The organism is Rhodovulum euryhalinum, from assembly GCF_004342445.1.
GTDB classification, from domain to species: Bacteria; Pseudomonadota; Alphaproteobacteria; order Rhodobacterales; family Rhodobacteraceae; genus Rhodovulum; species Rhodovulum euryhalinum.
Genome location: NZ_SLWW01000004.1, coordinates 153,520 through 177,644, shown reverse-complemented (window position 1 = coordinate 177,644; position 24,125 = coordinate 153,520). Strand labels below are relative to the sequence as shown.

At 69.3% G+C, this 24,125-nt stretch carries 24 protein-coding genes; 14 read left to right on the top strand and 10 right to left on the bottom strand.

Features of this window, described 5'->3' with window-relative positions; genetic code table 11:
• Positions 1-2 precede the first annotated feature (2 nt).
• Together EV655_RS06600 and xth are read left to right on the top strand one after the other, a co-directional pair.
• Positions 3-650 (top strand): cytochrome b/b6 domain-containing protein, encoded by a 648-nt coding sequence (locus EV655_RS06600; protein ID WP_132543080.1) that lies wholly within the window; start codon positions 3-5, stop codon positions 648-650.
• 87 nt (positions 651-737) lie between these two features.
• Positions 738-1,520 (top strand): exodeoxyribonuclease III, encoded by a 783-nt coding sequence (xth, locus tag EV655_RS06595; protein WP_132543078.1) that lies wholly within the window; start codon positions 738-740, stop codon positions 1,518-1,520.
• 95 nt (positions 1,521-1,615) lie between these two features.
• Here the strand turns inward: xth and EV655_RS06590 are convergent, their stop codons facing one another.
• Positions 1,616-2,812: an FAD-dependent monooxygenase gene (locus EV655_RS06590; RefSeq protein ID WP_132543076.1), complete on the bottom strand. Its 1,197-nt coding sequence runs from the start codon at positions 2,810-2,812 to the stop codon at positions 1,616-1,618.
• A gap of 22 nt (positions 2,813-2,834) precedes the next feature.
• Positions 2,835-3,257: an RNA polymerase-binding protein DksA gene (gene dksA / locus EV655_RS06585; RefSeq protein ID WP_132543074.1), complete on the bottom strand. Its 423-nt coding sequence runs from the start codon at positions 3,255-3,257 to the stop codon at positions 2,835-2,837.
• Positions 3,258-3,447: 190 nt separating this feature from the next.
• On the opposite strand from dksA, the gene EV655_RS06580 reads away from it, so the two are divergent.
• On the top strand, positions 3,448-4,284 hold the full coding sequence (locus EV655_RS06580; RefSeq protein WP_132543072.1) for an AAA family ATPase: 837 nt from the start codon (positions 3,448-3,450) through the stop codon (positions 4,282-4,284).
• 43 nt (positions 4,285-4,327) lie between these two features.
• Here the strand turns inward: EV655_RS06580 and EV655_RS06575 are convergent, their stop codons facing one another.
• Together EV655_RS06575 and EV655_RS06570 are read right to left on the bottom strand one after the other, a co-directional pair.
• The gene (locus EV655_RS06575) at positions 4,328-4,681 is read right to left on the bottom strand and encodes a helix-turn-helix domain-containing protein (protein ID WP_243645009.1); all 354 of its coding nucleotides are present in this window, start codon (positions 4,679-4,681) and stop codon (positions 4,328-4,330) included.
• A 2-nt stretch (positions 4,682-4,683) separates the two neighbouring features.
• On the bottom strand, positions 4,684-5,031 hold the full coding sequence (locus EV655_RS06570; protein ID WP_132543070.1) for a hypothetical protein: 348 nt from the start codon (positions 5,029-5,031) through the stop codon (positions 4,684-4,686).
• 222 nt (positions 5,032-5,253) lie between these two features.
• Between EV655_RS06570 and EV655_RS06565 the strand changes: the two genes are divergently transcribed.
• The 3 genes from EV655_RS06565 to EV655_RS06555 all read left to right on the top strand — a co-directional run bounded on the left by EV655_RS06565 (position 5,254) and on the right by EV655_RS06555 (position 8,332).
• Positions 5,254-5,706, top strand: a complete 453-nt coding sequence (locus EV655_RS06565; RefSeq protein WP_424511303.1) for a GNAT family N-acetyltransferase — start codon at positions 5,254-5,256, stop codon at positions 5,704-5,706.
• Positions 5,706-7,067 (top strand): DUF2927 domain-containing protein, encoded by a 1,362-nt coding sequence (locus tag EV655_RS06560; RefSeq protein ID WP_132543066.1) that lies wholly within the window; start codon positions 5,706-5,708, stop codon positions 7,065-7,067. Before EV655_RS06565 ends, EV655_RS06560 begins: the two co-directional genes overlap by 1 nt.
• 80 nt (positions 7,068-7,147) lie before the next feature.
• Positions 7,148-8,332 carry a vWA domain-containing protein gene (locus tag EV655_RS06555; protein ID WP_132543064.1) on the top strand — a complete coding sequence of 395 codons (1,185 nt, stop codon included), beginning with the start codon at positions 7,148-7,150 and terminating at the stop codon, positions 8,330-8,332.
• An 11-nt stretch (positions 8,333-8,343) separates the two neighbouring features.
• Here EV655_RS06555 and EV655_RS06550 read toward each other — a convergent pair whose 3' ends face one another.
• Complete coding sequence (locus tag EV655_RS06550) at positions 8,344-9,114, bottom strand: lysozyme family protein (RefSeq protein WP_243645008.1); 771 nt, start codon at positions 9,112-9,114, stop codon at positions 8,344-8,346.
• 131 nt (positions 9,115-9,245) lie between these two features.
• On the opposite strand from EV655_RS06550, the gene EV655_RS06545 reads away from it, so the two are divergent.
• Positions 9,246-9,941 (top strand): M48 family metalloprotease, encoded by a 696-nt coding sequence (locus EV655_RS06545; protein WP_132543062.1) that lies wholly within the window; start codon positions 9,246-9,248, stop codon positions 9,939-9,941.
• Positions 9,942-9,949: 8 nt separating this feature from the next.
• Here the strand turns inward: EV655_RS06545 and EV655_RS06540 are convergent, their stop codons facing one another.
• Together EV655_RS06540 and EV655_RS06535 are read right to left on the bottom strand one after the other, a co-directional pair.
• A complete protein-coding gene (locus tag EV655_RS06540) occupies positions 9,950-10,489 on the bottom strand; it encodes an RSP_2648 family PIN domain-containing protein (protein WP_132543060.1) in 540 nt (179 codons plus the stop codon).
• The gene (locus EV655_RS06535) at positions 10,486-11,682 is read right to left on the bottom strand and encodes an RSP_2647 family RNA methyltransferase (RefSeq protein ID WP_132543058.1); all 1,197 of its coding nucleotides are present in this window, start codon (positions 11,680-11,682) and stop codon (positions 10,486-10,488) included. Before EV655_RS06535 ends, EV655_RS06540 begins: the two co-directional genes overlap by 4 nt.
• 133 nt (positions 11,683-11,815) lie before the next feature.
• Between EV655_RS06535 and edd the strand changes: the two genes are divergently transcribed.
• On the top strand, positions 11,816-13,621 hold the full coding sequence (gene edd / locus EV655_RS06530) for a phosphogluconate dehydratase (RefSeq protein ID WP_132543056.1): 1,806 nt from the start codon (positions 11,816-11,818) through the stop codon (positions 13,619-13,621).
• Positions 13,622-13,679: 58 nt separating this feature from the next.
• Positions 13,680-14,321 carry a bifunctional 4-hydroxy-2-oxoglutarate aldolase/2-dehydro-3-deoxy-phosphogluconate aldolase gene (eda, locus tag EV655_RS06525; RefSeq protein ID WP_132543054.1) on the top strand — a complete coding sequence of 214 codons (642 nt, stop codon included), beginning with the start codon at positions 13,680-13,682 and terminating at the stop codon, positions 14,319-14,321.
• A 21-nt stretch (positions 14,322-14,342) separates the two neighbouring features.
• On the opposite strand, the gene EV655_RS06520 is transcribed toward eda, so the two are convergent.
• Entirely contained in the window at positions 14,343-14,609 is a 267-nt protein-coding gene (locus tag EV655_RS06520) for a hypothetical protein (RefSeq protein ID WP_132543052.1), read from the bottom strand.
• The gene (locus tag EV655_RS06515) at positions 14,599-17,409 is read right to left on the bottom strand and encodes a [protein-PII] uridylyltransferase family protein (protein WP_132543050.1); all 2,811 of its coding nucleotides are present in this window, start codon (positions 17,407-17,409) and stop codon (positions 14,599-14,601) included. The genes EV655_RS06520 and EV655_RS06515 overlap by 11 nt, the downstream gene beginning before the upstream one ends.
• Before the next feature lie 96 nt (positions 17,410-17,505).
• On the opposite strand from EV655_RS06515, the gene EV655_RS06510 reads away from it, so the two are divergent.
• The 5 genes from EV655_RS06510 to EV655_RS06490 all read left to right on the top strand — a co-directional run bounded on the left by EV655_RS06510 (position 17,506) and on the right by EV655_RS06490 (position 21,650).
• A complete protein-coding gene (locus EV655_RS06510) occupies positions 17,506-17,973 on the top strand; it encodes a YbaK/EbsC family protein (RefSeq protein ID WP_132543048.1) in 468 nt (155 codons plus the stop codon).
• Between the two features lie 117 nt (positions 17,974-18,090).
• A complete protein-coding gene (locus tag EV655_RS06505) occupies positions 18,091-18,492 on the top strand; it encodes a DUF2852 domain-containing protein (RefSeq protein WP_132543046.1) in 402 nt (133 codons plus the stop codon).
• Between the two features lie 75 nt (positions 18,493-18,567).
• Entirely contained in the window at positions 18,568-19,026 is a 459-nt protein-coding gene (locus EV655_RS06500; RefSeq protein ID WP_132543044.1) for an RDD family protein, read from the top strand.
• 83 nt (positions 19,027-19,109) lie between these two features.
• Positions 19,110-19,946, top strand: coding sequence for an arginyltransferase (locus tag EV655_RS06495; RefSeq protein ID WP_132543042.1), 837 nt, complete (start codon positions 19,110-19,112; stop codon positions 19,944-19,946).
• 204 nt (positions 19,947-20,150) lie between these two features.
• Complete coding sequence (locus EV655_RS06490) at positions 20,151-21,650, top strand: peroxidase family protein (RefSeq protein ID WP_132543040.1); 1,500 nt, start codon at positions 20,151-20,153, stop codon at positions 21,648-21,650.
• Positions 21,651-21,755: 105 nt separating this feature from the next.
• Here EV655_RS06490 and EV655_RS06485 read toward each other — a convergent pair whose 3' ends face one another.
• Positions 21,756-24,113 (bottom strand): TRAP transporter large permease, encoded by a 2,358-nt coding sequence (locus EV655_RS06485; RefSeq protein ID WP_132543038.1) that lies wholly within the window; start codon positions 24,111-24,113, stop codon positions 21,756-21,758.
• Positions 24,114-24,125: the final 12 nt, after the last annotated feature.

Here is a 24,125-nt window from a genome sequence, read left to right as displayed (position 1 = left end):
CGATGAAGGATACGGGCACCACCGGTGCCGGCCCGGGCGGCGAGACCGCCCGGGCCGATAACGAACGCCGGGTCGAAATCGAAACCGTCAGGGTTTGGGATCCGCTTCTGCGGCTGTTCCACTGGTCGCTGGCAATCGCCGTCACCGGGGCGTGGCTTCTGGGACAGTTCGGCCCCGACGTGATGACGCTGCATTTCTGGTTCGGCTACGCGGTTCTGGGCCTGCTGGCGTTCCGCGCCGTCTGGGGCTTTGTCGGCCCCCGCAATGCGCGCTTTGGCAGCTTCATCTACGGCCCTGTCCCGATAGCAAAATATCTTGGCCACATGTTCCATCGCAAGCCCAGCTACTGGCCCGGGCACAACCCGCTGGGCGGGCTTTTCGTGTTCATCATCCTGGGCCTGATCGCCGTGCAGGCCGCCACGGGACTGTTCGCCGATCCCGAGGACTACATCAACGTGGGCCCGCTTGCGGAATATGTCGGCACGGATGCCGCGCGCACGGCGCTGTCCTGGCACGCGATTCTGGGCTGGGCGGTGCTGGCGATCGTGGCGCTGCATGTCGCGGCCATCGGATTCTACAACAAGTGGAAGGGCGAGAACCTCGTCCGCCCGATGATCACCGGCAAGAAGTCCGTCCGCAAGGACCTGTGATCGCAACAACCGCGGCGCCCGCCATGGACATCCCCGGCCCGTCCGGGGATAGTCCCGGCAGGTGACGGGAACGGGGGCAGGCGGCGGATGCGGATCGCGACCTTCAACATAAACGGCGTCAAGGCGCGGATCGAAACGGTGCTGGGCTGGCTGGATGAGGCCGCACCGGACGTGGCGCTGTTGCAGGAAATCAAGTCAACCGACGACACCTTTCCGCGCGAGCCGTTCGAAGAGCGCGGCTACAACGTGGAAACCCACGGCCAGAAGGGCTTCAACGGCGTCGCGATCCTGTCGCGGCGCCCGATCGAGGACGTGACGCGCGGCCTGCCGGGCGACGACGCGGACGAACAGGCACGCTGGATCGAGGCGACCGTCACCGGCAACCGGCGCACGGTGCGGCTGTGCTGCCTCTACCTGCCGAACGGCAATCCGGCGCCGGGGCCGAAATACGACTACAAGCTGGCCTGGATGGCGCGGCTGGAGACCCGCGCGCGCGACCTGCTGGCCGCCGAGGACCCCGCGGTCATGGCGGGCGATTACAACGTCATCCCCCAGGACGAGGACTGCGCCCGCCCCGAAGCATGGCGCAGCGACGCGCTGGCGCTGCCGGACACCCGGGCGGCCTTCCGGCGGATCGTGAACCTGGGCTTCACCGAGGCATTCCGCGCACGGGTGCAGGGCCCAGGGCACTACTCGTTCTGGGATTATCAGGCGGGCGCCTGGAACCGCAATGATGGCATCCGCATCGACCACATGCTGCTGACACCCCAGGCCGCCGACCTGATGACGGATTGCCATATCGAGGCCGAAATCCGCGGCCGCGACAAACCCTCGGACCATGTTCCGGTCTGGGTGACGCTCGACGCCTGAGATCCGGTCGACGCGGCCGCGGGCCGCGCCCGTTCCGGGCGCGGTGCCTCCGGCGGGAGTATTTGCACCAAGAAGAAGCTGCGTGTCCGCGCGCCTCAGGGCATCGGCGCGGCGGTCAGCGGGTGGCGGGCGGCCACGTCATGGGCGTAGACCCAGTCAAAGCGTTTCAGCGGTCCGCCGGGCGCAAGCACGCCGCCCAGGCGCAGCGCGGCATGGGCCGCGGCGCGCAGCGGCGGAAAGCTCAGGTGATAGTTCCGCGCGTTCCTGGTGGCCATTTCGACGATCTTGATCGTGCGCGGGCGGCGTTCGGCCTGGTAGGCGGCAAATGCCGTTTCCGTATCGCGGTGCCGTTCCAGGCAGGCCGCCAGCACCCAGGCATCCTCGAGCGCCATGTTCGCCCCCTGGGCCAGGAAGGGCAAGGTCGGGTGCGCCGCGTCCCCCAGGATCGCCGCGGGGCCCCTGTGCCAGCACTCGGCGACGGGATGGCGGAAGAGCCCCCACAGATTGACCCGTTCCACCCGGGACAGAAGTTCGGGCACACCGCCGCCGAACCCGGCAAAGGCACGGCGCAGGTGGCCGGGGTCGTCGTCGTGGTTCCAGCCCTCGTCGGCCCAGGTCTCGCGTTCCTCGACGGCGACGATGTTGATGACCTCGCCGCCCCTGAGCGGATAATGCACCAGATGCCGTCCCGGCCCCATGAAAACATGGGCCACCGGCGCGACCGGCCCCGTGGCCGGCACCACCGCGCGCCAGGCCACCTGCCCGGTGAAGGCCGGGGCCGTGCGGCCGTTCAGCACGCCGCGCACCACCGAATGCAGCCCGTCCGCGCCGATCAGGACATCGGCAGCGAGATGGGCGCCCTGTGCCGTGGTCAGATGCGCGCGCCCGTCCTCGAGCGCGAGCCCGGTGATGTCCTGCAAAAGCCGGATCTGAACCCCGGACGCGCGCGCGGCGCCCGCCAGCATTTCGATCAGATCCGCCCGGTGGATGAAATAATACGCGCCCGCCCCGGCCGTGAGATCCAGCCGCAGAACCTCGCGCCCCGCGCGGAAGTCGCGCAGCACCACCGCCCGTCCGCGGACCCCGTGCGCCGCCAGCGGCTCGGCAAGACCCAGCGCCTTGAGCACCGCCACGCCGTTCGGGCTGATCTGAAGGCCGGCGCCCACCTCGCGGATCGCGTCGGCGCGTTCCAGCACCACAACCTCGGCACCGCGCCGGGCAAGGGCCGTCCCGGCCGCGAGGCCGGCGATACCGGCCCCGAGGATCGTTAGCTTGCGCCCAGTCAGGGGCATGCGCCTCTCCCTGCCCGGGTCTTCAGTCGTCGCGGTGAACCCGCTCGCGCCGTTCGTGGCGCTCCTGCGCCTCGAGGCTGAGGGTCGCGATCGGGCGCGCGTCGAGCCGTTTCAGCGAGATCGGCTCGCCGGTTTCCTCGCAATAGCCGTATTCGCCCGTCTCGATCCGGCGCAGCGCCGCGTCGATCTTTGCCACCAGCTTGCGTTGCCGGTCGCGGGTGCGAAGTTCCAGCGCGCGGTCGGTCTCTTCGCTGGCGCGATCGGCGATGTCGGGAATGTTGCGGCTGGAATCCTGAAGCCCTTCAAGGGTTTCGCGGCTTTCGTTGAGAATGTCGTTTTTCCAGGCGATCAACTTGCGGCGGAAGTATTCGAGCTGACGCTCGTTCATGAAGGGTTCGTCTTCCGCAGGACGGTAATCGTCGGGCAAGAAAACTTCGGCTTTCATCCCTGCTCCCTCATTCGGACCGGGCGAAAACTCCTTCATCACGATCTCTCCCCCGGCACATCACGGGGCTGGCTATAGCCCCATCGCCGCACCGTGTCACTAGTGTTGTGGCCAAATACATGGCGCTTGCCAGTTTGTGAAGGGGCGCTAAGGTCGCTTGGAAAACGGTCGGAATTGGCGGGGATCTGGCATGGCCTTCAGCTCGACGGACAGTTACGTGGCCTCGGACGACCTGCGGGTGGCCGTGAACGCCGCGGTCGCGCTGCAACGCCCGCTGCTGGTCAAGGGCGAGCCCGGCACCGGCAAGACCGAGCTTGCCCGCGAGGTTGCCCAATCGCTGGGCATGAAGCTTATCGAATGGCACATCAAGTCGACGACCCGCGCCCAGCAGGGGCTTTACGAATACGACGCGGTGAGTCGGCTGCGCGACAGCCAGCTTGGCGATGAACGCGTCCACGACATCGGCAACTACATCAAGCGCGGCAAGCTGTGGCAGGCCTTTGCCGCACCCGAACGGGTGGTGCTGCTGATCGACGAGGTCGACAAGGCGGATATCGAGTTCCCGAACGACCTGCTTCAGGAACTCGACCGGATGGAATTCCATGTCTACGAGACCGGCGAGACGGTCAAGGCGGTGCACCGCCCGGTGGTGATCATCACCTCGAACAACGAGAAGGAGTTGCCCGATGCGTTTCTCCGGCGCTGCTTCTTCCACTATATCCGCTTTCCGGACGTGGACACGATGAAGCGGATCGTCGAGGTGCACCATCCGGGGATCAAGCAGGATCTGCTGCACGCCGCGCTGACCCAGTTCTACGAGATCCGCCAGATGGACGGGCTGAAGAAGCGGCCCTCGACCTCAGAGGTGCTGGACTGGCTGAAGCTCTTGCTGGCCGAGGATCTGGCGCCCGAGGATCTGCGCCGCGACGGGCGGAACGCGCTGCCGCGGCTGCACGGGGCGCTGTTGAAGAACGAACAGGATGTCCAGCTCTTCGAGCGGCTGGCCTTCATGGCGCGGCGGGGCTGAGGCCGGGCACGGCCCGTGGACAGGTGCGCCGCAGGCCCGGACCCTAGGCGCCCATCTCGGCCGCGATCTCGGCCGCCGTCTGGGGCTCGCGCTCGATGAAGCGCAACAGGATCCGGGCCGAGCGGTCGGGCAGGCGCCGTCCCTGTTCCCAGTTCCGCAGCGCGCCCAGCGAAAAGCCAAAGCGGTCCGCGAATCCCTGCTGGCTCAGCCCCAGCCGCGCGCGCAGCGCCGGCAGGTCGATCATCGGATAGGGAATTGCGGCGACCGGGCTCAGGGCCAGTTCGCCCGACATGTGGGCACGCAACTGCGCCTCGGCCAGTGCGTCGAGCGCCATATCGCGCCCGGAATCCTGTCCGGCGGTCTCGTCCGCCCGTGGTTTCCTCTGTGCCTTCGCCATCGTCACTCCTCCATGTAGAGCAGCCGGTTCACCTTGTCGCGGATCAGCGCCTCGGACATCCGCCCCGCCGCCGGCGCCAGCGCCGCCAGCCGGTTCGGCGGGCGCGGCGCGGGCTTGATGCGGAACAGGTAGACCCGGATGCCGTCATCGCCGATATGGAACCGGTGATAGACGTCGTGGCCGCGCCAGCGGAACCGGATCAGGCCCTTCGCGGTCTCCACCCCCGCCGTCGGATCGCGCAACAGCAACGTCACGATTTGCGCGATGTCGCCTTCGTCGAGATGCAGATGCGGCGCATCCTCGTCCAGCACCACCGGCAGGATGAAATAGTCAAGCTGCGCCCGTTTCACACCATCGTTCCGAAATATATATACGCCAATGGCGTAGTCTCGTCAAGACTGCACCCGCCCTGCCCCGACCCTCGCCCGTGCGGGGGCGGGACGTCAACGGGGCAGCGCGGCAACGCCGCTCGCCGAAATCAGCCGCCCCGCGCCGCGCCCTTGTGCCCGGGCGCCAGCTTTCGCAAGATGGGGTGTGGGCAGACGCCCGCGCCGCTTGCGAAAGGTCCATCCTTGTCCGATATCACCGTCCGTCCGCTCCGCCCCGAGGACCTGCCCGACTGGCGGCGGCTGTGGACGGCCTATCTCGACTTCTACGACACCACTGTCGCGCCCGAGGTCTACGAGACGACCTTTGCGCGGCTGCTGCACGGGGGCGACCCGGACATGGGCTGCCGGCTGGCGCTGATGGGCGGGCGGCCGGTGGGGCTGGTGCATTTCATCTTTCACCGCCACTGCTGGAAGCCCGAGGGCGTGTGCTACCTTCAGGATCTCTACTCCGATGTCAGCGTGCGCGGCAAAGGCGTCGGCACGGCGCTGATCCGGGCGGTCTACGCGGTGGCAGAGTCGCGCGACGTGCCCACGGTCTACTGGATGACCAGTGCCGACAATGCGCAGGCGCGCGCGCTTTATGACCGGATCGGGCAGCTTACGCCGTTCATCAAGTACCAGAGGGGGCCGCGCTGATGCGCGGTTCCGCCCTGGTCGCCGCGTGCCTTGCGCTTGCCGCCTGCGCCGTCCCGGTGTCCGAGATGCCGGGCCGCCTGCCGACCCTGCCCGCCACGCTGCCGCCGATGAAGACCTTCGCCGCCCGCGCGCCCGAGGCGCCGGCGCGCCCGAACGCCCAGATCGCGCGGGATTTCCTGGACCTGTCCTTCCGGATGGAAAGCGGCCGACCGCTGGCGGTGATGTCCCGCTTCGAGGGGCCGGTGCGGGTGCGGGTGACCGGGACCGCGCCGCCCAGCCTGGGCCCGGACCTTGCCGCGCTGCTGGCGCGCCTGCGGCAAGAGGCGGGGATCGACATCACCCGCGTCGGCGCCGACGGGCCCGCCGAGGTGACGATCGAGGTCGTGCCCCGGGCCCGGTTGCAACGGCTGGTGCCGCAGGCGGCCTGCTTCGTCGCGCCGCGCGTCTCGGGCTGGGACGAGTATCGCCAGGCCCGCCGCACCGGCACGGTGGACTGGACCACGCTGGTCACGCGCGACGAGGTGGCGATCTTCCTGCCCGGCGATGTCAGCCCGCAGGAGGTGCGCGACTGCCTGCACGAGGAACTGGCCCAGGCGATCGGCCCGCTGAACGACCTTTACCGGCTGCCCGATTCCGTCTTCAACGACGACAATTTCCATACGGTGCTGACCGGCTTCGACATGCTGATCCTGCGCCTCTACACCGCGCCCGACCTGCGCTCGGGGATGACGCGGGCCGAGGTGGCGCGCGTGCTGCCCGGGCTGCTGGCACGGCTGAACCCGCGGGGCGAGGGACGCACCGGCGCGGCCGTCCCGCCCACCACCCGCGACTGGATCGACGCGATCGAGACAGCGCTTGGTCCCGCCACCCCGATGCCGCGCCGCCGGGCCGCCGCGGAACGCGCCGTCCAGATCGCCGAGGCGCGCGGCTGGCAGGATTCGCGGCTGGCCTTCAGCCTGTTCGCGCTGGGCCGGATGTCGCTTGGCCGCGACGGCGAGGTGGCGCTGGCGGCCTTCCTGCGGGCCGGACAGATCTATGCCGCGCGGCCCGACACGCGGGTTCACGAGGCCCATGTGGCGATGCATCTCGCTGCGTTCTCGCTGTCGGCCGGACAGGCCCGCACCGCGCTGGATCTGGTCAACCGCAATATCAGCGCGGCGATGCGCGGGCAGAACGCCTCGTTGCTGGCGACGATGCTGATGATAAAGGCCGGGGCGCTTGACGCGCTTGGCCGTCCGGGCGAGGCGCGCATCGTGCGCGAGGATGCGCTGGGCTGGGCGCGCTACGGGTTCGGCTCGGACGCCGAGGTGCGCACCCGGATCGAGGAAATCGCGGCACTGACCCCCGGCGGGGCGGGCTGAGGCAGGGCCGCACCGCGAAATCGCGCGCCCGGCTGCTGCAACCCCTTCCCGGCACGCCCCTTCCGCCCTAGTCTTCGTCCATGTTCCTGCCGTTCTTCCAGACCCTGCGCGATGCCGGAATTCCCGTTTCCCTGCGGGAGTTCCTCGGCTTTCTCGAAGGGGTGAAGGCCGGGCTCGTGACCTATGATGCCGAGGGGTTCTACTACCTCGCCCGCACCGCCATGGTGAAGGACGAACGCCTGCTCGACCGGTTCGACCGCGCCTTTGCCGAGAGTTTCGGCGGGCTGGAACAGATCGCCCCCGAGGACGTTCTGGACGCGCTGGACCTGCCCGAGGAGTGGCTTCGCAAGCTCGCCGAAAAACACCTGACCGAGGAAGAGCGCGCCGAGATCGAGGCGCTGGGCGGATTCGACAAGCTGATGGAGGCGCTTAAGGAGCGTCTGCGCGACCAGCAGGGCCGCCATCAGGGCGGCAACAAGTGGATCGGCACCGCGGGCACCTCGCCCTTCGGCGCCTGGGGCTACAACCCCGAGGGCGTGCGCATCGGCCAGGACGTCTCGCGCCACCGCAAGGCGGTCAAGGTGTGGGACCGGCGCGAGTTCCGCAATCTCGACGACAGTGTGGAACTGGGCACGCGCAACATCAAGGTGGCGCTGAAGCGGCTGCGCCGCTGGGCCCGCCAGGGGGCGCATGAGGAACTGGACCTCGACGAGACGATCCGCGCGACCGCTGACCATGGCTATCTCGACGTCCGGACCCGGCCCGAGCGGCACAACGCGGTCAAGGTGATCCTGTTTCTCGACGTGGGCGGGTCGATGGACGACCATGTGGGCGTGGTGCAGGAACTGTTCTCGGCCGCGCGGTCGGAATTCAAGCACCTGGAATACCACTACTTCCACAACTGCCTGTACGAAGGCGTCTGGCGCGACAACCGCCGCCGCTGGTCCGAGGTGATCCCCACCGCCGAAGTGCTGCGCACCTACGGGCCGGACTACAAGTGCATCTTCGTCGGCGACGCCAGCATGAGCCCCTACGAGATCGCCTTTGCCGGCGGCGCCAGCGAGCACTGGAATGCCGAGCCGGGCCGCCTCTGGCTGGAGCGCGCCCGGGCGCACTGGCCGGACAACCTCTGGATCAACCCGGTGCCCGAGGCCCATTGGGGCTATACCCAGTCAATCGCCATGATCCGCGAGATCTTCGAGGGACAGATGGTCCCGATGACGCTGGAGGGGATCGAACGGGGCATGAAGGCGCTGGGGCGCTGAGGCCCGCGCGTTCAGCCCGGGAAGATGCGGCCCATCTGCGTCTCGAACTGTGCCCAGCTCATTGTCGCGCGGTTGCCGGCAAGGCCGTGGTAGTGTGACTTGCCGCTGGAATTGGGAAACCCGGCCCAGATCCGGGCAAGGTTGTTCATGAAGGCACGCCGGTCGATGGCGCCCGCCAGCAGATCGCTCAACCCGGCGTCTTCCAGCAGCACGTCGGCCAGCCGGTCCTGCACCGCGGGCGAGAATCGCGTACGCTCGTCGAGGCCAAGCTCGGCCACCAGGCGGCGCAGCGTCGAGGGGATGAACTGGTAGCGGCCGATGGCGTGGGGCTGTCCCGGGGTCGCCTTGATCCAGGCATAGATGTCGCCGATGGTCATGTCGGTCGGGCGGCGGGGGGGGCCGATCCGCGCACCGTGCTGTACCGCGTCATAACCTTTCGGCCCGGCCTCGGCCTTGGCGATCAGGTCGCGGATGCGTTCTGCGAAGAAGCCGCGCGCGCCGGTCAGCGGCAAGGCGACGGGGCGCTGTGCCGCACCCGGGGCGGGCAAAGGTTCCGCCCGCGGCGGCAGAGGGGCAAACAGGCTGGCGCCCTCGCGGCCGGCGAAAAGGCTTGCCCCGCCGCCCGTCGACGGATCGGGGTTACGGACCGCAACCAGTGCGCCCCGCGCCGCGAAAAGTCCGCCATCGCCCAGCAGCGACACCGCCTGCGCCGCACCGCCCCGGGGCAGCGCCCCGATGGCCGCGATCAGCAGCAATGCCAGCGCCTGGCCGCGCAGGATCATTCGCACCTCGTTCTGAGCGTGTCGCATCGCGGCAAGGATCGGCGCAAGAGGTTCACATTTCGTTGCGAAGCACCTGCCCCGACACCGCCGCGCGGATTGCCAGCGCACGCCCCCTGCCCCATATCCCCCCCATGCTGAAGCTCACGCCGATCCTTCTGGCCGTTCTCTACGCCCTTGCCATGTACCGCTTCTCGGCCTGGCGGACGGCGCGCGAGCTGGACGCGCGATCGTCGGAACTGGCCGATGCGCGGCTGAAACGCCTGACCGACCGGATGGCCGAGGCGCTGGATCTGCCGCGGATCCGCGTTCACATCTACGAGATCGCGCCGGTGAACGGGCTGGCCGCGCCGGACGGGCGGATTTTCCTGACGCGCGGTTTCTACGATCGCTACCGGGCGGGCGAGGTCACCGCCGAGGAACTGGCCAGCGTGATCGCGCACGAGATGGGCCATGTGGCGCTGGGACATGCGCGGCGTCGGATGATCGACTTTTCCGGGCAGAACGCACTGCGAACGGCGCTGGCGATGGTTCTGGGCCGGTTCCTGCCGGGGATCGGCGTTGTCGTGGCCAACACGCTGGCCTCCGTGCTGGCCGCCCGGCTGAGCCGCCAGGACGAATACGAGGCCGACGCCTATGCCGCGGCGCTTCTGACCAAGGCGGGGATCGGAACCGGGCCGCAGAAATCGCTGTTCGACAAGCTCGACCGGCTGACCGCAGGCCGCGGCGGGGTGATGCCCGCCTGGCTGATGAGCCATCCGAAGACCGCGGAACGGGTGCGCGCCATCGAGGAGCTGGAAGCCCGCTGGGCGGCGGTCACGGTCGAGTGACGGGGCCCCTAGCCCAGCGCCTTGCCCAGACGCGGCAGCCGGGCGCGTTTCAGCAGGGCGCGCAGGGGCAGCGCCTCGCCCGACAGCCGCTCGGCCTCGGCGTGAACCCGCGCCACCGCCCGCGCGATGGGGTCGGGATCGGCCAGCCAGAGTCCCATCAGGAAGGCGTCCGGCCCCTCGCGGTGCAGCCCCTCTTCGGCCAGCGACTGCCGCGGGAAATCCTGCGCGTTGAAGGTCACGATCAGGTCCGCCCCCCCGGCGATCGCGGCGGCCAGCACGTGGATGTCGTCCGGATCGGGCAGCCAGAGCCGCGCCTCCAGCCCTTTGCGCGGCGCGACCTCGGCCCCGGGCCAGGCGGCGCGGACCAGCGCGATCTCGGCGCGGGCCTGCGCCTCGCCGGTGGGGCCGATCTTGCGCGCGGCGCGGGCCCATTCTTCCAGGATGCGCGCCGACCAGAGCGGCGTGAACAGCCCCTCGGCCGCCACGCCCAGCAGGATCTCGCGCAGCACCGTGGGGTAGAGGACGCAGGCGTCCAGCAGCACCTTCATGCCGTGAGCCGGAACACCAGCGCCTTGAGATAACCCGACTCGGCCAGGTGCGGCAGCACCGGGTGGTCTGGCCCGGCAAAGCCCGTAAAGACGATCTGCGACCGCCGCCCGGCCTTGCCGATCCCGCGGGCCGACGCCGCGCGGAACCGCGCAAGATCGACCGCGTGCGAACACGAACAGAGGCACAGAAAACCGCCCGGCGCCACCAGCCCCGCCGCCAGCCGGGCCACCCGTTCATAGGCGCGCAGCCCCGCCTCCAGCGCCTGTTTCGACGGCGCAAAGGCAGGCGGGTCGCAGATCACCAGATCGAAGCACGCGCCCTCGGTGGCCAGCGCCGTCATCGTGTCGAAGGCGTCGCCCTGCCGCGTGGCGAACCGGTTTTCCGCGCCCATCGCCGCCGCGCCCTGCCCGGCCAGCGCCAGCGCCGGGGCCGAGGCATCGACGGCCAGTGCGCGCTCTGCGCCGCCGGCCAGCGCGGCCAGTGCAAAGCCGCCGACATGCGAGAACACGTCCAGCACCCGCGCCCCCCGCGCCAGCCCCTGCACGAAGGCATGGTTGGGCCGCTGGTCGTAGAACAGCCCCGTCTTCTGCCCGCCCAGAAGGTCGGCCATGTAGGTCGCGCCGTTCATCGGCACCGGCACCGGCCCCGCCAGCGCACCGCGGACGACCACGGTTTCCTCGGCCAGCCCCTCCAGGCCGCGGGCGCGCCCCGTGCCGTTCTTGACCACGGTCGAGACGCCCGTCACCGCGACCAGCGCCGCGACCAGCGCATCCAGATGGGTTTCGGCCCACGCGGCGTTGGGCTGGATCACGGCCGCGTCGCCGAACCGGTCGATCACCACGCCGGGCAGCCCGTCGGCCTCGGCATGGACCAGCCGGTAATATTGCGCCTCATAAAGCCGCTCGCGCAGCGCCAGGGCCTGCGACAGGCGCGCCGCCAGCCAGTCGGCGCCGATCTCGGCCTCGGGATCGGGGTCAAGCATCCGCGCGATGATCTTCGAGTTCGGATTGACGGTCACCAGCCCCAGCGGCTGCCGCTCGGCATCCTCGAGCCGGGCAAGACTGCCGGGCGCCAGCGCCCTGGTGCGCCGGTCGGTCACCAGTTCGTCGGCATAGATCCAGGGAAAGCCGTGGCGGATGGCGCGGGCCTCGGCCTTGGGGCGAAGTCGGACGGTGGGGCGGGTCTCTGTCATGCCCTTCCCATACGCCCGCCGGTGCGCGGCGAAAAGAGGGATCGGAATTGTGGCGCGATGCGGCGGGGTTCCATTGTTAGCGCTAACCCTGTATAGCACGGCCACGCCCCCACCGGCCCGAAGGAGAGATGCCATGGCGCTTCACCCCGTGCTGTCCGAGGTGACCGAGGCGATCGCCGCGCGGTCGCAGGCGACGCGCACCGCCTATCTCGACCGGATCGCGCGGGCCGCCGAGGCAGGCCCCGCGCGCGCGCATCTTGCCTGTGGCAACCAGGCCCATGCCTATGCCGCGATGGGCAGCGCCAAGGACCGGCTGGCCGAAGGCCGCGCCCCGAATCTCGGCATCGTCACCGCCTATAACGACATGCTGTCGGCGCATCAGCCCTTCGAACGCTTCCCCGACCTGATCCGGGCCGCCGCGGCCGAGGCGGGCGGCACCGCGCAGGTCGCGGGCGGGGTGCCCGCGATGTGCGACGGGGTCACGCAGGGCCAGACGGGGATGGAGCTGTCGCTTTTTTCACGCGACGTGATCGCGCTGTCGGCGGCAGTGGCGCTGTCGCACAACTGCTTTGACGCGGCGGTGTTCCTGGGGGTGTGCGACAAGATCGTGCCGGGACTGGTGATCGCCGCCGCCAGCTTTGGCCACATTCCGGCGGTGTTCCTGCCCGCGGGGCCGATGACCAGCGGCCTGCCCAACGACGAAAAGGCGAAGGTGCGCCAGCGTTTCGCCGCCGGCGAGATCGGGCGCGACGCGCTGATGGCGGCCGAGATGGCCTCCTATCACGGCCCCGGCACCTGCACCTTCTACGGCACCGCGAATTCCAACCAGATGCTGATGGAGGTGATGGGCCTGCACCTGCCTGGCGCGAGCTTCGTCAACCCCGGCACGCCCTTGCGCGACGCACTGACCGTGGCCGGGGCGAAACGCGCGCTGGAGATCACCGCGCTGGGCAACGCCTATACCCCCGCGGGCCATGTGCTGGACGAACGCGCCTTCGCCAACGGGATCGTCGGGCTGATGGCGACCGGGGGGTCGACCAACCTGGTGCTGCACCTGCCCGCGATGGCGCGGGCGGCGGGGATCGTCCTTGATATCGAGGATTTCGCGCGGCTGTCCGAGGTGACGCCGCTGATGGCGCGGGTCTATCCGAACGGGCTGGCCGACGTGAACCATTTCCACGCGGCGGGCGGGCTTGGCTACATGATCGGCGAGTTGCTGGAGGCGGGACTCTTGCACCCCGATACGCGCACCGTGGCGGGGGCTGGGCTTGCCGCCTATACGCGCGAGCCGAAACTCGCGGGCGGCACGCTGACCTGGGAAGATGGCCCCACGGCCAGCCTCAACGACAAGATTCTGCGCCCGGCACGCGACCCGTTCCAGGCGACCGGAGGACTTCGGGCGCTGTCGGGCAATCTTGGCCGCGGCATCGTCAAGACCTCGGCGGTCGCGCCCGAGCGTCACGTGATCGAGGCGCCCGCGCGCATCTTCCACGACCAGGAGGAGGTCAAGGCCGCCTTCAGGCGCGGAGAATTCACCGCCGATACCATCGTTGTCGTCCGCTTTCAGGGGCCCAAGGCCAACGGCATGCCCGAGCTTCACGCCCTGACCCCCACGTTGTCGGTGCTGCTGGACCGCGGGCTGAAGGTCGCGCTGGTGACCGACGGGCGGATGTCGGGAGCAAGCGGCAAGGTGCCCGCGGCGATCCATATCAGCCCCGAGGCGGCCGAAGGCGGACCGCTGGCGCGGCTGCGGGACGGCGACGTGATCCGGCTGGATGCCAGCGCGGGCACGCTGGACGTCACGACCCCCGGCGCGCTTGACCGCGCGCCCGTCACGCCCGATCTCTCGGCCAACGGCACGGGACTGGGGCGCGAGCTTTTCGCCGCGTTCCGCGCCCATGCCAGCCCCGCGACCGATGGCGCAAGCCTGATTGTCTAGCCCCGCCTTCCTGCCCTGGATGGCAACGCCGACCCGACCCACCTGCGAAAGGCCCAAGATGACCCCCCACGCCGCCAGCGAGATCACCGAAGCCCTCTGCCGCCGCGCCCCGGTCATCCCGGTCCTCGTGGTCGAGGACGCCGCCCAGGCCCGGCCGCTGGCCGAGGCGCTGGTGGCGGGCGGATTGCCGGTGCTGGAGGTCACGCTGCGCACCCCCGCCGCGCTGGAGGCGATCCGCGAGATGGCCCTGGTCGAGGGCGCCATCGTCGGTGCGGGCACGCTGATCACGCCCGACGATGTCGAGGCCGCGCAAGGCGCAGGCGCGCGCTTCGGCGTCTCGCCGGGGGCGACGCCGATGCTGCTGGACGCCGCGCGGGCGGGCGAGTTGCCGCTGTTGCCGGGGGCCGCGACCGCGACCGAGGCGATGGCGCTGCTGGAACGGGGCTACACGGTGCAGAAGTTCTTCCCGGCCGAGGCCGCGGGCGGGGTGGCGGCGCTGAGGGCGCTGGCCGGTCCCCTGCCCCGCATCCGGTTCTGCCCCACGGGCGGCGTGGGGGCGGGCAACGCCGCCGACTACCTCGCGCTGCCGAACACGCTTTGCGTCGGCGGATCCTGGGTCGCCCCGAAGGAGATGGTCACCGCCGGCGACTGGACCGGGATCGCCGCACTGGCCCGCGCCGCCGCCGGGCTGGGGCGCTAGCGGCAGCCGCCGGCCGGTCGTTCAGCTTCGCCGCCCCCGCGCCCCGCCCCGCCGCCGTGCGTCGGGGCCGTCGTCGAGCCCGGCGCGCAGAACCGCCGTCATCGGGTGGTCGGGCGCGGCCGGACCATATTCCGCGATCAGCCGCTTCAACGCCTGCGCCGCGGCGACCCCGGGGGGCAGAGACAGCGCCCAGTCGAGGAAGATCGACCGGCAATCGCCCGCCCCGATGCCCTCGATGCGATAGGCCTCGCGGATCAGCCCCTTGGGGTCGGCCACCTCAATCCGCATGGCGTTCCTCCACCGGCCCGCGCGCGATCACCGCCTCGATCGCATCCGCCGCCGCCGCCCGCGCCCGGTCCAGCAGCGCCTCGAGCGCCACAGCATCCGCGGCCCCCGTACCCCGCAACAGGAAGGTCCGCCCGCCTTCGCCAAGCTTCGCGGGTTCAAGCGGTGCGTCCGAGATCAGCTTGGCCGCGCCCTGCACCTTGCGCGACAGCGTGTAGGTATCGCACAGCACCCGCGCCTCGTTCTCGTGCAGCCAGCCCGCCGCGACCCCGGCGGCGATCTGGTCGGCAACCGCCGTGGCCGGGCTGGCCGCGATCAGCGCCGCGGCCGAGGCGATCAGCTCGATGTCCTGCCCCCGGCCCGGCCCCTGCTTGCCATCCCAGGCCGATTTCGCGGGCTTGGCCTCGGCCAGCCTGCGGCGCATGTCGACGACGCCCGCCAGCACCCGGCCCACATCGGCCTTCTGGGCCAGCAATTCGCGGCGGAACGCCTCGACCTCGTCGGCCAGCGCCGGATCCCCCGCCACCGCGCGGGCCCGCGTCAGCGCCAGATGTTCCCAGGTCCAGGCCTCGCCCGTCTGGTAGTTGCGGAAGCTCTGAAGCGAGGTCGCCACCGGGCCCTGGTTGCCCGAGGGGCGCAGGCGCATGTCGACCTCGTAAAGCTTGCCCTCGGCCATCGGCGCGGTCAGCGCGGTGACCAGCGCCTGGGTCAGCCGCGCGTAATAGGCGCGTGCCGCCAGCGGACGGCGGCCGTCCGACGCCTCGACCCCGTCGGCATCGTAGATCACGATGAGATCCAGATCGGATTTCGCGGTCAGCGACCCCGCCCCCAGCGAGCCCATGCCCAGCACCACCGCCCCCTTGCCCGGCGGGGCCCCGTGCTTGGCCGCGAACCCCGCGACCACATGCGGCCACAGCGCCGCCAGAACCGCCTCGGCCAGATCGGCATATTCGCGCCCGGCCTCGGCCGCGTCGATCAGCCCGCGCAGGAAATGCACGCCGACGCGGAAGTGCCATTCCTTGACCCAGGCCCGCGCCGCGTCAAGCTGGCGCTCATAGTCATCAAGCGCGGCCAGCCTGCGGACCAGCGCCGTTGTCAGCGCCGCGCGCCCGGGCCAGGGCTGGAAGAAATCGCCGCCGATCACCGCGTCCAGAACGCCCGCGTTGCGGGACAGGTACTGCGCCAGTTCCGGCGAGACGGAGGTGATGTCGATGATCAGGTCGATCAGCTGCGGGTTCGCCTGGAACAGCGAGAAAAGCTGTACCCCCGCCGGCAGGCCGTTGAGGAAGCCGTCGAAGGCGGCGAAGGCCTCGATGGGCCGGGGGGCGGCAGTCAGGCGGGTCAGCAGGTCGGGCTTCAGCCGGTTGAAGATCTCGCGCGCCCGGGCCGAGCGCAGGCAGGGGTAATGCGGCCAGCGATCGACGAACTCTCCGGCGTTTTCCGGCAGCTCCGGCAGACCATCGGCGCGGCCGCTCCGGTCGGGCTGGAAGAAGTCCTCGGTCAGCCCGTCCACGCGCACGAGCCGCTGCTTCAGCGCGCCCCCCCAGGCATCGGCATCGGCCCAGCCGCAGAAATGCGCGATCCGGGCGATCCCGTCCGCGTTCCCCGGCAGCTTGTGGGTCTGGGCGTCGTTGACCATCTGCAACCGGTGCTCGACCTCGCGATGGGCGCGGTAATCCGCGGTCAGCCTGTCGGCCACGTCCTGCGGAATCCAGCCCTTGGCCGCAAGCTGCGCCAGCCCCTCGACGGTGCCGCGCACGCGCAGGTCGGGGTCGCGCCCGCCCGCGATCAACTGCCGGGTCTGGGTGAAGAACTCGATCTCGCGGATGCCGCCCTGCCCCAGCTTCATGTCATGGCCTTCCAGCGCCAGCGCGCCGTGCAACCCCTTGTGATTGCGGATCTTCAGCCGCATGTCATGGGCGTCCTGGATCGCGGCAAAATCCAGATGCCTGCGCCAGACGAAGGGGCGCAGCCGGTCGAGATAGGCCCAGCCCGCCGCGATATCGCCCGCGCAGGGCCGGGCCTTGATATGGGCCGCCCGCTCCCATGTCCGGCCGAGGCTTTCGTAATAGCGTTCGGCGGCCTCCATCGAGATGCAGACAGGCGTCACGCTGGCATCGGGGCGCAGCCGCAGGTCGGTGCGGAACACATAACCCTCGCCGGTCAGTTCGGACAGCAGCGCGGTCATCCGGCGGGTGATCTTGACGAAACCGCTGCGCACCTCGTGGAAATCGGCCTCGTCAAAGCGGTCCTGGTCGAACAGCATGATCAGGTCGATATCCGAGGAATAGTTCAGCTCGTGCGCGCCCTGCTTGCCCATGGCCAGCGCCACCATTCCGCCTGCGGTATCCGCATCCGCCTCGGTCAGGCCGGGCAGCTTGCCGCGCGCGATCTCGGCCGCGACCAGCCGCCTCAGCGCCACGTCCACGCAGGTATCGGCGAAATCGGTCAGCGCCCCGGTCACGCGCTCCAGCGGCCAGGCGCCCCCCAGATCGGCCAGCGCGATCCACAGCGCCGCGCGCCGCTTTGCCTGCCTGAGCCCCGATTTCAGCGCGTCGAGCGGCAGCGCGCGCACCTCGTCCAGCAGTGCGGCGAAAACCGCGTCCGGATCATCGGCAAGTGCGGCCTCCAGCCAGTCGGCCTCGCGGGTCATCAGGCCCCACAGATAGGGGCTGCACCCCGCCGTGCCTTCCAGCAATGCGCGGATCTCGGGCGGCTGGCCGGCAAAGCGGCCGGCCGCCTCGGCGGCGCGGTCGGGTTCGTGCGGGAGGGGCGAACGGGTCAGGCGGGACGCTAGGCTCATGGCCTCTTGATGCCGGGCGCAGGCGCGGGGGTCAACGGGGTTGCACCCCACGCCGCGCCTGCGGATAGTCCACGGCAAGGAACCAAGGGACAGGACATGAGCAAGAGCCTGAAACGGGTGCGCGACGCCCTGCTGGCGGCCGGGATCGCCGCCGATATCCGCGAGCTTGGCCAGACCCGCACCGCCGAGGAAGCCGCGGCCGCGGTAGGCTGCGCGCTTGACCAGATCGCCAAGTCCATCGTCTTTCGCGGCGAGGCCTCGGGCGAGGCGATCCTGTTCCTGACCGCGGGCGGCAACCGGGTCTGCGATGCCAAGGCTTCGGCGCTGGCGGGCGAACCCCTGGGCAAGGCCGATGCGGACCTGATCCGTGCCCAGACCGGGTTCGCCATCGGCGGCGTGGCGCCGGTGGGCCACCTGACGCCGATCCGCGCCTTTCTCGACCCCCGCCTGCTGGAGTTCGACACGGTCTGGGCGGCCGCGGGCACGCCGCGCCATGTCTTCCCGCTGGATCCGCATGTGCTGCCGGGGCTGACCGGGGCGCGGGTGGCCGATTTCACCCTCTGACCGGCAAGATGTGAAAAACCTTTACATCAGCCCTTGACCGGGCGGGGTGGAATACCGATCTGCGGAAATGTGAACATCATTCACATCCGACCCGACCACGACCCAAGGAGAACGCACATGTCTTCCGTCGCCACCTGGCCCGGCCGGGCCGAAACCTGGCTCGACGAGCGCGGGAAAGGGGCCTGGATCGCCGCAATGGTGCTCGGCTTCATCCTGTTCTGGCCCGTCGGCCTCGCCCTTCTCTTCTACATGATCTGGAGCAGACGCATGTTCAACGGACGCTGCACGTCCCGCCACGACCGGTTTCACAATGCCCGCCACGCCTGGCGCAGCACCGGCAATTCGGCCTTCGACACCTACAAGGCCGAAACGCTGCGCCGCCTCGAAGAGGAACAGCAGGCCTTCGAAGAGTTCCTGCAACGCCTGCGCGAGGCCAAGGACAAGGCCGAGTTCGACCAGTTCATGGACGACCGCGCCCGCCGCGCCCGCGAGACGCCCGAGGCGCCCGCCGGCGCCTGACCCCGCGACGGCCCCGCGCCCGCCCCTGGGCGCGGGGCCCTTCCCTCACGCCGCGAGACCGCCTAGATGTTGCCCATGACCGACCAGCACGATCCCTATTGGGGCCTGCCCGACCCCGTCCTGCATGCCGAGTTCTACGAGGACGTGCCGTCGAAGCGGCTTGTCGCCTGGGTGGTGGACACGGTGCTGGTGATCTTGCTTTCGCTGCTGGCGCTGCCGTTCACGGCCTTTGCGGCAGTGTTCGTGCTGCCGCTCTTCGTGGCGCTGGTGGGCTTTGTCTACCGCACGGTGACACTCGCCCGCGGGTCGGCCACCTGGGGGATGCGCCTGATGGCGATCGAACTCCGCAACGCCCGCGGCGAGCGGCTGGATACCCGGACGGCCGCGCTGCACACGCTGTTCTATTCGCTCAGCATGACCTTCGTGCTGCCGCAGGTCGCCTCGATCGTGCTGATGCTGACCGGCGCGCGCGCCCAGGGCCTGCACGACCTGATGCTGGGGACCGCCGCCATTAACCGTCCTGCACGGAACTGAACCCGATCCCCTTGGCATCGCGCGCGATCGGGTGTTAGCTTTGTGGCGAAACCAAGTCCGAATTCTGCCCGACCCCGACGGATATGCGCCACACTCTCCCCCTCGCGCCACAATTCTACGTGACGGCTCCGCAGCCCTGCCCCTATCTGCCCCGGCGGATGGAGCGGAAGCTGTTTACCGCGCTGCAAGGCGACAATGCCGAGACGCTGAATGACTCGCTGTCGAAACAGGGCTTCCGGCGGTCGCAGAACGTGCTGTACCGGCCGGCCTGCGCCGATTGCGCGGCCTGCCTGTCGGCGCGCATCCGGGTCGCCGATTTCAAGCCGAGCCGCAGCCAGCGCAAGGCATGGAACCGCAATGCCGACCTGAAGCGGCAGGCCAGCGCCCCCTGGGCCACCGAAGAGCAATACGCGCTGTTCCGCCGCTATCTCGACAGCCGGCACGCCAATGGCGGCATGGCCGACATGGACATCTTCGAATTCGCCGCGATGATCGAGGAAACGCCGATCCGCTCGCGCGTCGTGGAATACAGCGCCCCGCCCGAGCCCGGCAGCCGCCACCGCCCGCTGGTCGCGGTCAGCCTGACGGACATCCTCGATGACGGGCTGTCGATGGTCTATTCCTTCTACGAACCCGACCGGATCAGGGCCTCGGTCGGCACCTACGTGATCCTCGACCATGTCGAGATCGCGCGCGAGGCGGGCCTGCCCTATGTCTACCTCGGCTACTGGGTGCCGGGCAGCCCGAAGATGGGCTACAAGGCGAATTACGACGCGCTCGAAATCTACAAGAACGGCACGTGGCAGGACATCGGCGACCCCGAGACCCATTCGGGCGAAACCCATCCCCTGTCGGTCGCGCCGATCGCCGAACAGGTTGCGCGCATCACCCTGCCCGATACCCGCCCGATCCGCGGCTGAGCGCACCCGGATCGGGGCCGGAACGGCACCGCCGCGCGCGGGCCGCGATCATGTTCCGGAATACCCGACCCCCAACTTGCCCCAAGGTAAGGAAAGTCGCACCCGTCCGCACGGGCGATCCGTGGTAGTCTTGGAACAGTTCCAACGAGTTTGAAGCCGGTTCATTCAACCAGGGATCACCCGTTTTCAAGGGAGGCTACTGCTTTGACTTACGCCGTCAATCTGAACCCCCATCACGGCGGCGCGGGCCGCCATCCGACCCGCGCCTATCTTGACACGCTGTCAGGCCATGACGATCCGGGCAAGTTCGGCCGCATGTTCCCGGGGCTGCCCGGGCTGCATGTCGACGACGACCGCCTGCAGGCGCTGGCCCAGGCGATGCTGGACCCGGGCGGCCTCAGCGGGGACAACCCGCGCATCCCGGCGGGCTTCACCTATTTCGGCCAGTTCATCGACCACGACATCACGCTGGACCTGACCTCGCTGGGCGAGAAGATGCGCGACCCGACCGCGGTGCAGAACTTCCGCAGCCCCAGCCTCGATCTGGACAGCATCTATGGCCGGGGGCCCGATGGCAGCCCGCACATGTATGCCCGAGACCCCGCGACCGGCAAGACGACGCCGAAACTCCTGCTCGGCCGCAACATCACCGTCGGTTTCGGCAACGTCACGGGCGAATTCCGCAATGACCTGCCGCGCAGCCCCGAAGGCCAGGCGCTGATCGGGGACCATCGCAACGACGAGAACCTGATCGTCGCCCAGACCCATCTTTCCTTCCTGAAGTTCCACAACAAGGTGGTGGACCACCTGGCGGACCAGGGGATCGCGGACGAGCACCTGTTCCACGAGGCCCGCCAGACCGTGACCTGGCATTACCAGTGGCTGGTGCTGCACGACTTCCTGGGCCGGCTGACCCAGCCCGGAACCGTCGACCGGATCCTGCATGACGGGCGCAAGTTCTACCGCTTCAAGAAGTTCCCCTACATGCCGGTGGAATTCTCGGGCGCGGCCTACCGGCTGGGCCATTCCATGGTCCGGCAGGATTACGACTACAACCGCGTCTTCCCGAACGCCGATTTCTCTCTGCTGTTCGGCTTTACCGGGCTTTCCGGGCAGATCATCGGCGATCTGGCGCCGCAATCGCCCACCGCGCCCCTGCCGGTATCGCACCTGCCGTCGAACTGGATCATCGACTGGCGGCGGTTCTACGACCTCGACGACACGATGACGCCCCAGGCCACGCGCAAGCTTGACCCGTTCCTCGCAGCGGAACTGCATACCCTGCCGGGCGGCGGCGGCAACCTTGCCTTCCGCAACCTCAAGCGGGGGGTGCAGATGGGCCTGCCCTCGGGCCAGTCGGTCGCGGACGCGATGAACATCGCGAACCGGATCACCGCCGACGAACTGGCCAGCGGCCCCGATGGCGCGGTGGCGGCCCGGCACGGGCTGCACACCCAGACGCCGCTTTGGTACTACATCCTGAAAGAGGCCGAGGTGAAAGGCGGCGGCGCGCGGCTGGGGCCTGTGGGCTCTGCCATCGTGGCCGAGGTGCTGGTCGGCCTCGTGCACGGCGACCACCAGTCCTATCTGTGGCAGCGCGGCCCGGGCTGGCGTCCCAGCCTGCCGTCCGCCACGCCGGGCGACTTCACCATGGCCGACATGCTGCGGCTGGTCGGCGACATCAACCCGATCGGGGACGGCTGAGACAGGCCCGCGTCCGGATCGGCCACCGGCGCGCGGCACTCCCGTTCCCGTACGAAGGGCAGCGCCTGCAGGGGGGTTGGGCAGGCGCTGCCCGGATTTCAGGGATCAGCCCGAGGGCAGAAGGTCGGGCACGATGGTCACGATCCCGGGGAACAGCCACAGGATCGCCAACCCTGCCACCTGGATCAGCACGAAGGGGATGATGCCGCGATAGATGTGCATCGTCGTCACCTCCTTGGGCGCCACCCCGCGCAGGTAGAACAGCGCGAATCCGAAGGGCGGCGTCAGGAACGAGGTCTGCAGGTTCACCGCGATCATGATGGTCACCCAGGACGGATCGAAGGTGCCGCCATAGATCACCGGGCCCACGATCGGCACCACGATGTAGATGATCTCGAGGAAATCCAGCACGAAGCCCAGGATGAACAGCACCAGCATCACCACGAGGAACACGGTGAACTCGTTGTCGAAGCTGCGCAGGAACTGCTGGATGTAGTGCTCGCCTCCGAACGAGATCACCACGAGGTTCAGAAGCTGCGAGCCGATCAGGATCATGAACACCATGCTCGTGACCTTGGCGGTCTCGCGCACCACAGGCGGCAGCACGCCCGAGCGGAACAGCACCCAGCAGGCATAAAGGATGCCGAACATCGCGAAGTGATAGGCGCCCTGGGCCACGAAGAACGCCACCCAGTCCTCGAAGGACACGCTGCCGCGGGTCATCCGCAGGTCGAAATTCACGCCGACCAGGATCATGATGACAATCGCGAAGGAGGCCCAGATGATCACCCGGCCGGTGCGGTTCTCTTCCCTCAGCTTGCGATAGGCCGCCAGCATCAGCGCCCCGCCCGCCCCCAGCGCCGCCGCGGGCGTCGGGTTGGTGATGCCGCCGATGATGGACCCCAGCACCGCCACGATCAGCACCAGCGGCGGAAACACCACCCGCAACAGATCGGACTGGGCCAGCATCCCCACCGCATGCCTGACGCCATAAAGCGCGATGCCGACCGGAACCGCCAGCAACAGGAAGGTCAGCCCCGGCGAGGTCAGCGGCGAGATCAGCGCCGCGTCGACCAGAACCGCCAGCACCAGCCCCCCCGCACCGATCAGGAGAGGCCGCGGATCGGCCGCAGGCACGACACCCCGGGCGGTGGTCAGCAACAGCCCCAGCGCCACCAGCGTCACCATGATCGGCGTGGACAGCGGCGCGGCACTGGCGATCTTGTCGGCGCGGGCGGCGGCGATCTCGTCCTCTGTCCGCTCGTGCATGCCGACCGCGCCGCCTGCGGCCTCGATCGTCTGTTGCTGGGCCACCGCGCGGTCCCATTTCTGCTGGCCGTGCAGTTCGATCATCGCGGCCTTGCACTGATCCGAGACATTGGTGCGCAACTCGGCCGCCTGGCCGGACTCGGTATAGGCGCTGACGGTCACATCCTGGCTGCCGACCAGCCCGACCGCGCCCAGCAGGAACGCGCCGCCGACCAGCGCAACCGGTGCACCGACAAACCAGGTCAGAGACTCGGCGCGCGACTTGGCCGGACCCGACGGCCCGCCGAAACTGACGGGCGGCGCCTTGGCAGGGAACAGAAGGGCAAAGCCGAAGGCATAGGCGGCATACAGCACCGCCAGCAGGATGCCCGGCAGGATCGCCGCCTGGAACAGCGTGCCGACCGACACCACCGCCGCCTCGCCCAGATAGGTCAGCGCGTCCGAACAGCCGACGGTCTGCGCGCGTTCCTCTTGCGCGGTGGCGTAGAGATCGCCCGCCAGCGTGCCCAGCAGCACGATCACGATCGAGGGCGGGATGATCTGGCCCAGCGTGCCGCTGGCCGCGATCACCCCGGTCGCCAGTTCGGGCGAATAGCGGTTCCGCAGCATTGTCGGCAGCGACAACAGGCCCATGGTCACCACGGTCGCGCCCACGATGCCGGTCGAGGCGGCAAGGAACGCACCCACCACCACCACCGACACCGCCAGCCCGCCCGGCCACGGCCCGAAGACCCGCGCCATGGTCGTGAGCAGGTCGTTGGCGATCCTGGACCGTTCCAGCGTGATGCCCATCAGCACGAACATCAGCACCGCCAGCAGCGTCTCGATGGACTGGCCCGCCAGCACGCGCTCGTTGATCCGGTTGACGATGAAACTGACGTTGCGGTCCATCGCCACTTCCCAGCCCTGCGGGAACAGCGCGGTCTCGTAGCGCGGCAATTCGGGGTATCGGAACACCGATATCTCGTTGGGATGGATCCCCTGTGCGATCAGCCCGTTATAGGCCGCGCTTCCGGTGTCGATCGCCTGGTGGATCAACAGCCCTGCGCTGTCCAGCGCGGCGACGATCCCGAACGAGATCACCGCCGCCCCGCCGATGGCAAAGGCCACCGGAAAGCCCGAGAGAATCCCCGCGAACAGGCAGAGAAAAACGATGATCAGGCCGATCTCGATACCGTCAAGTCCGAAGAACATATGCCCGCCCTG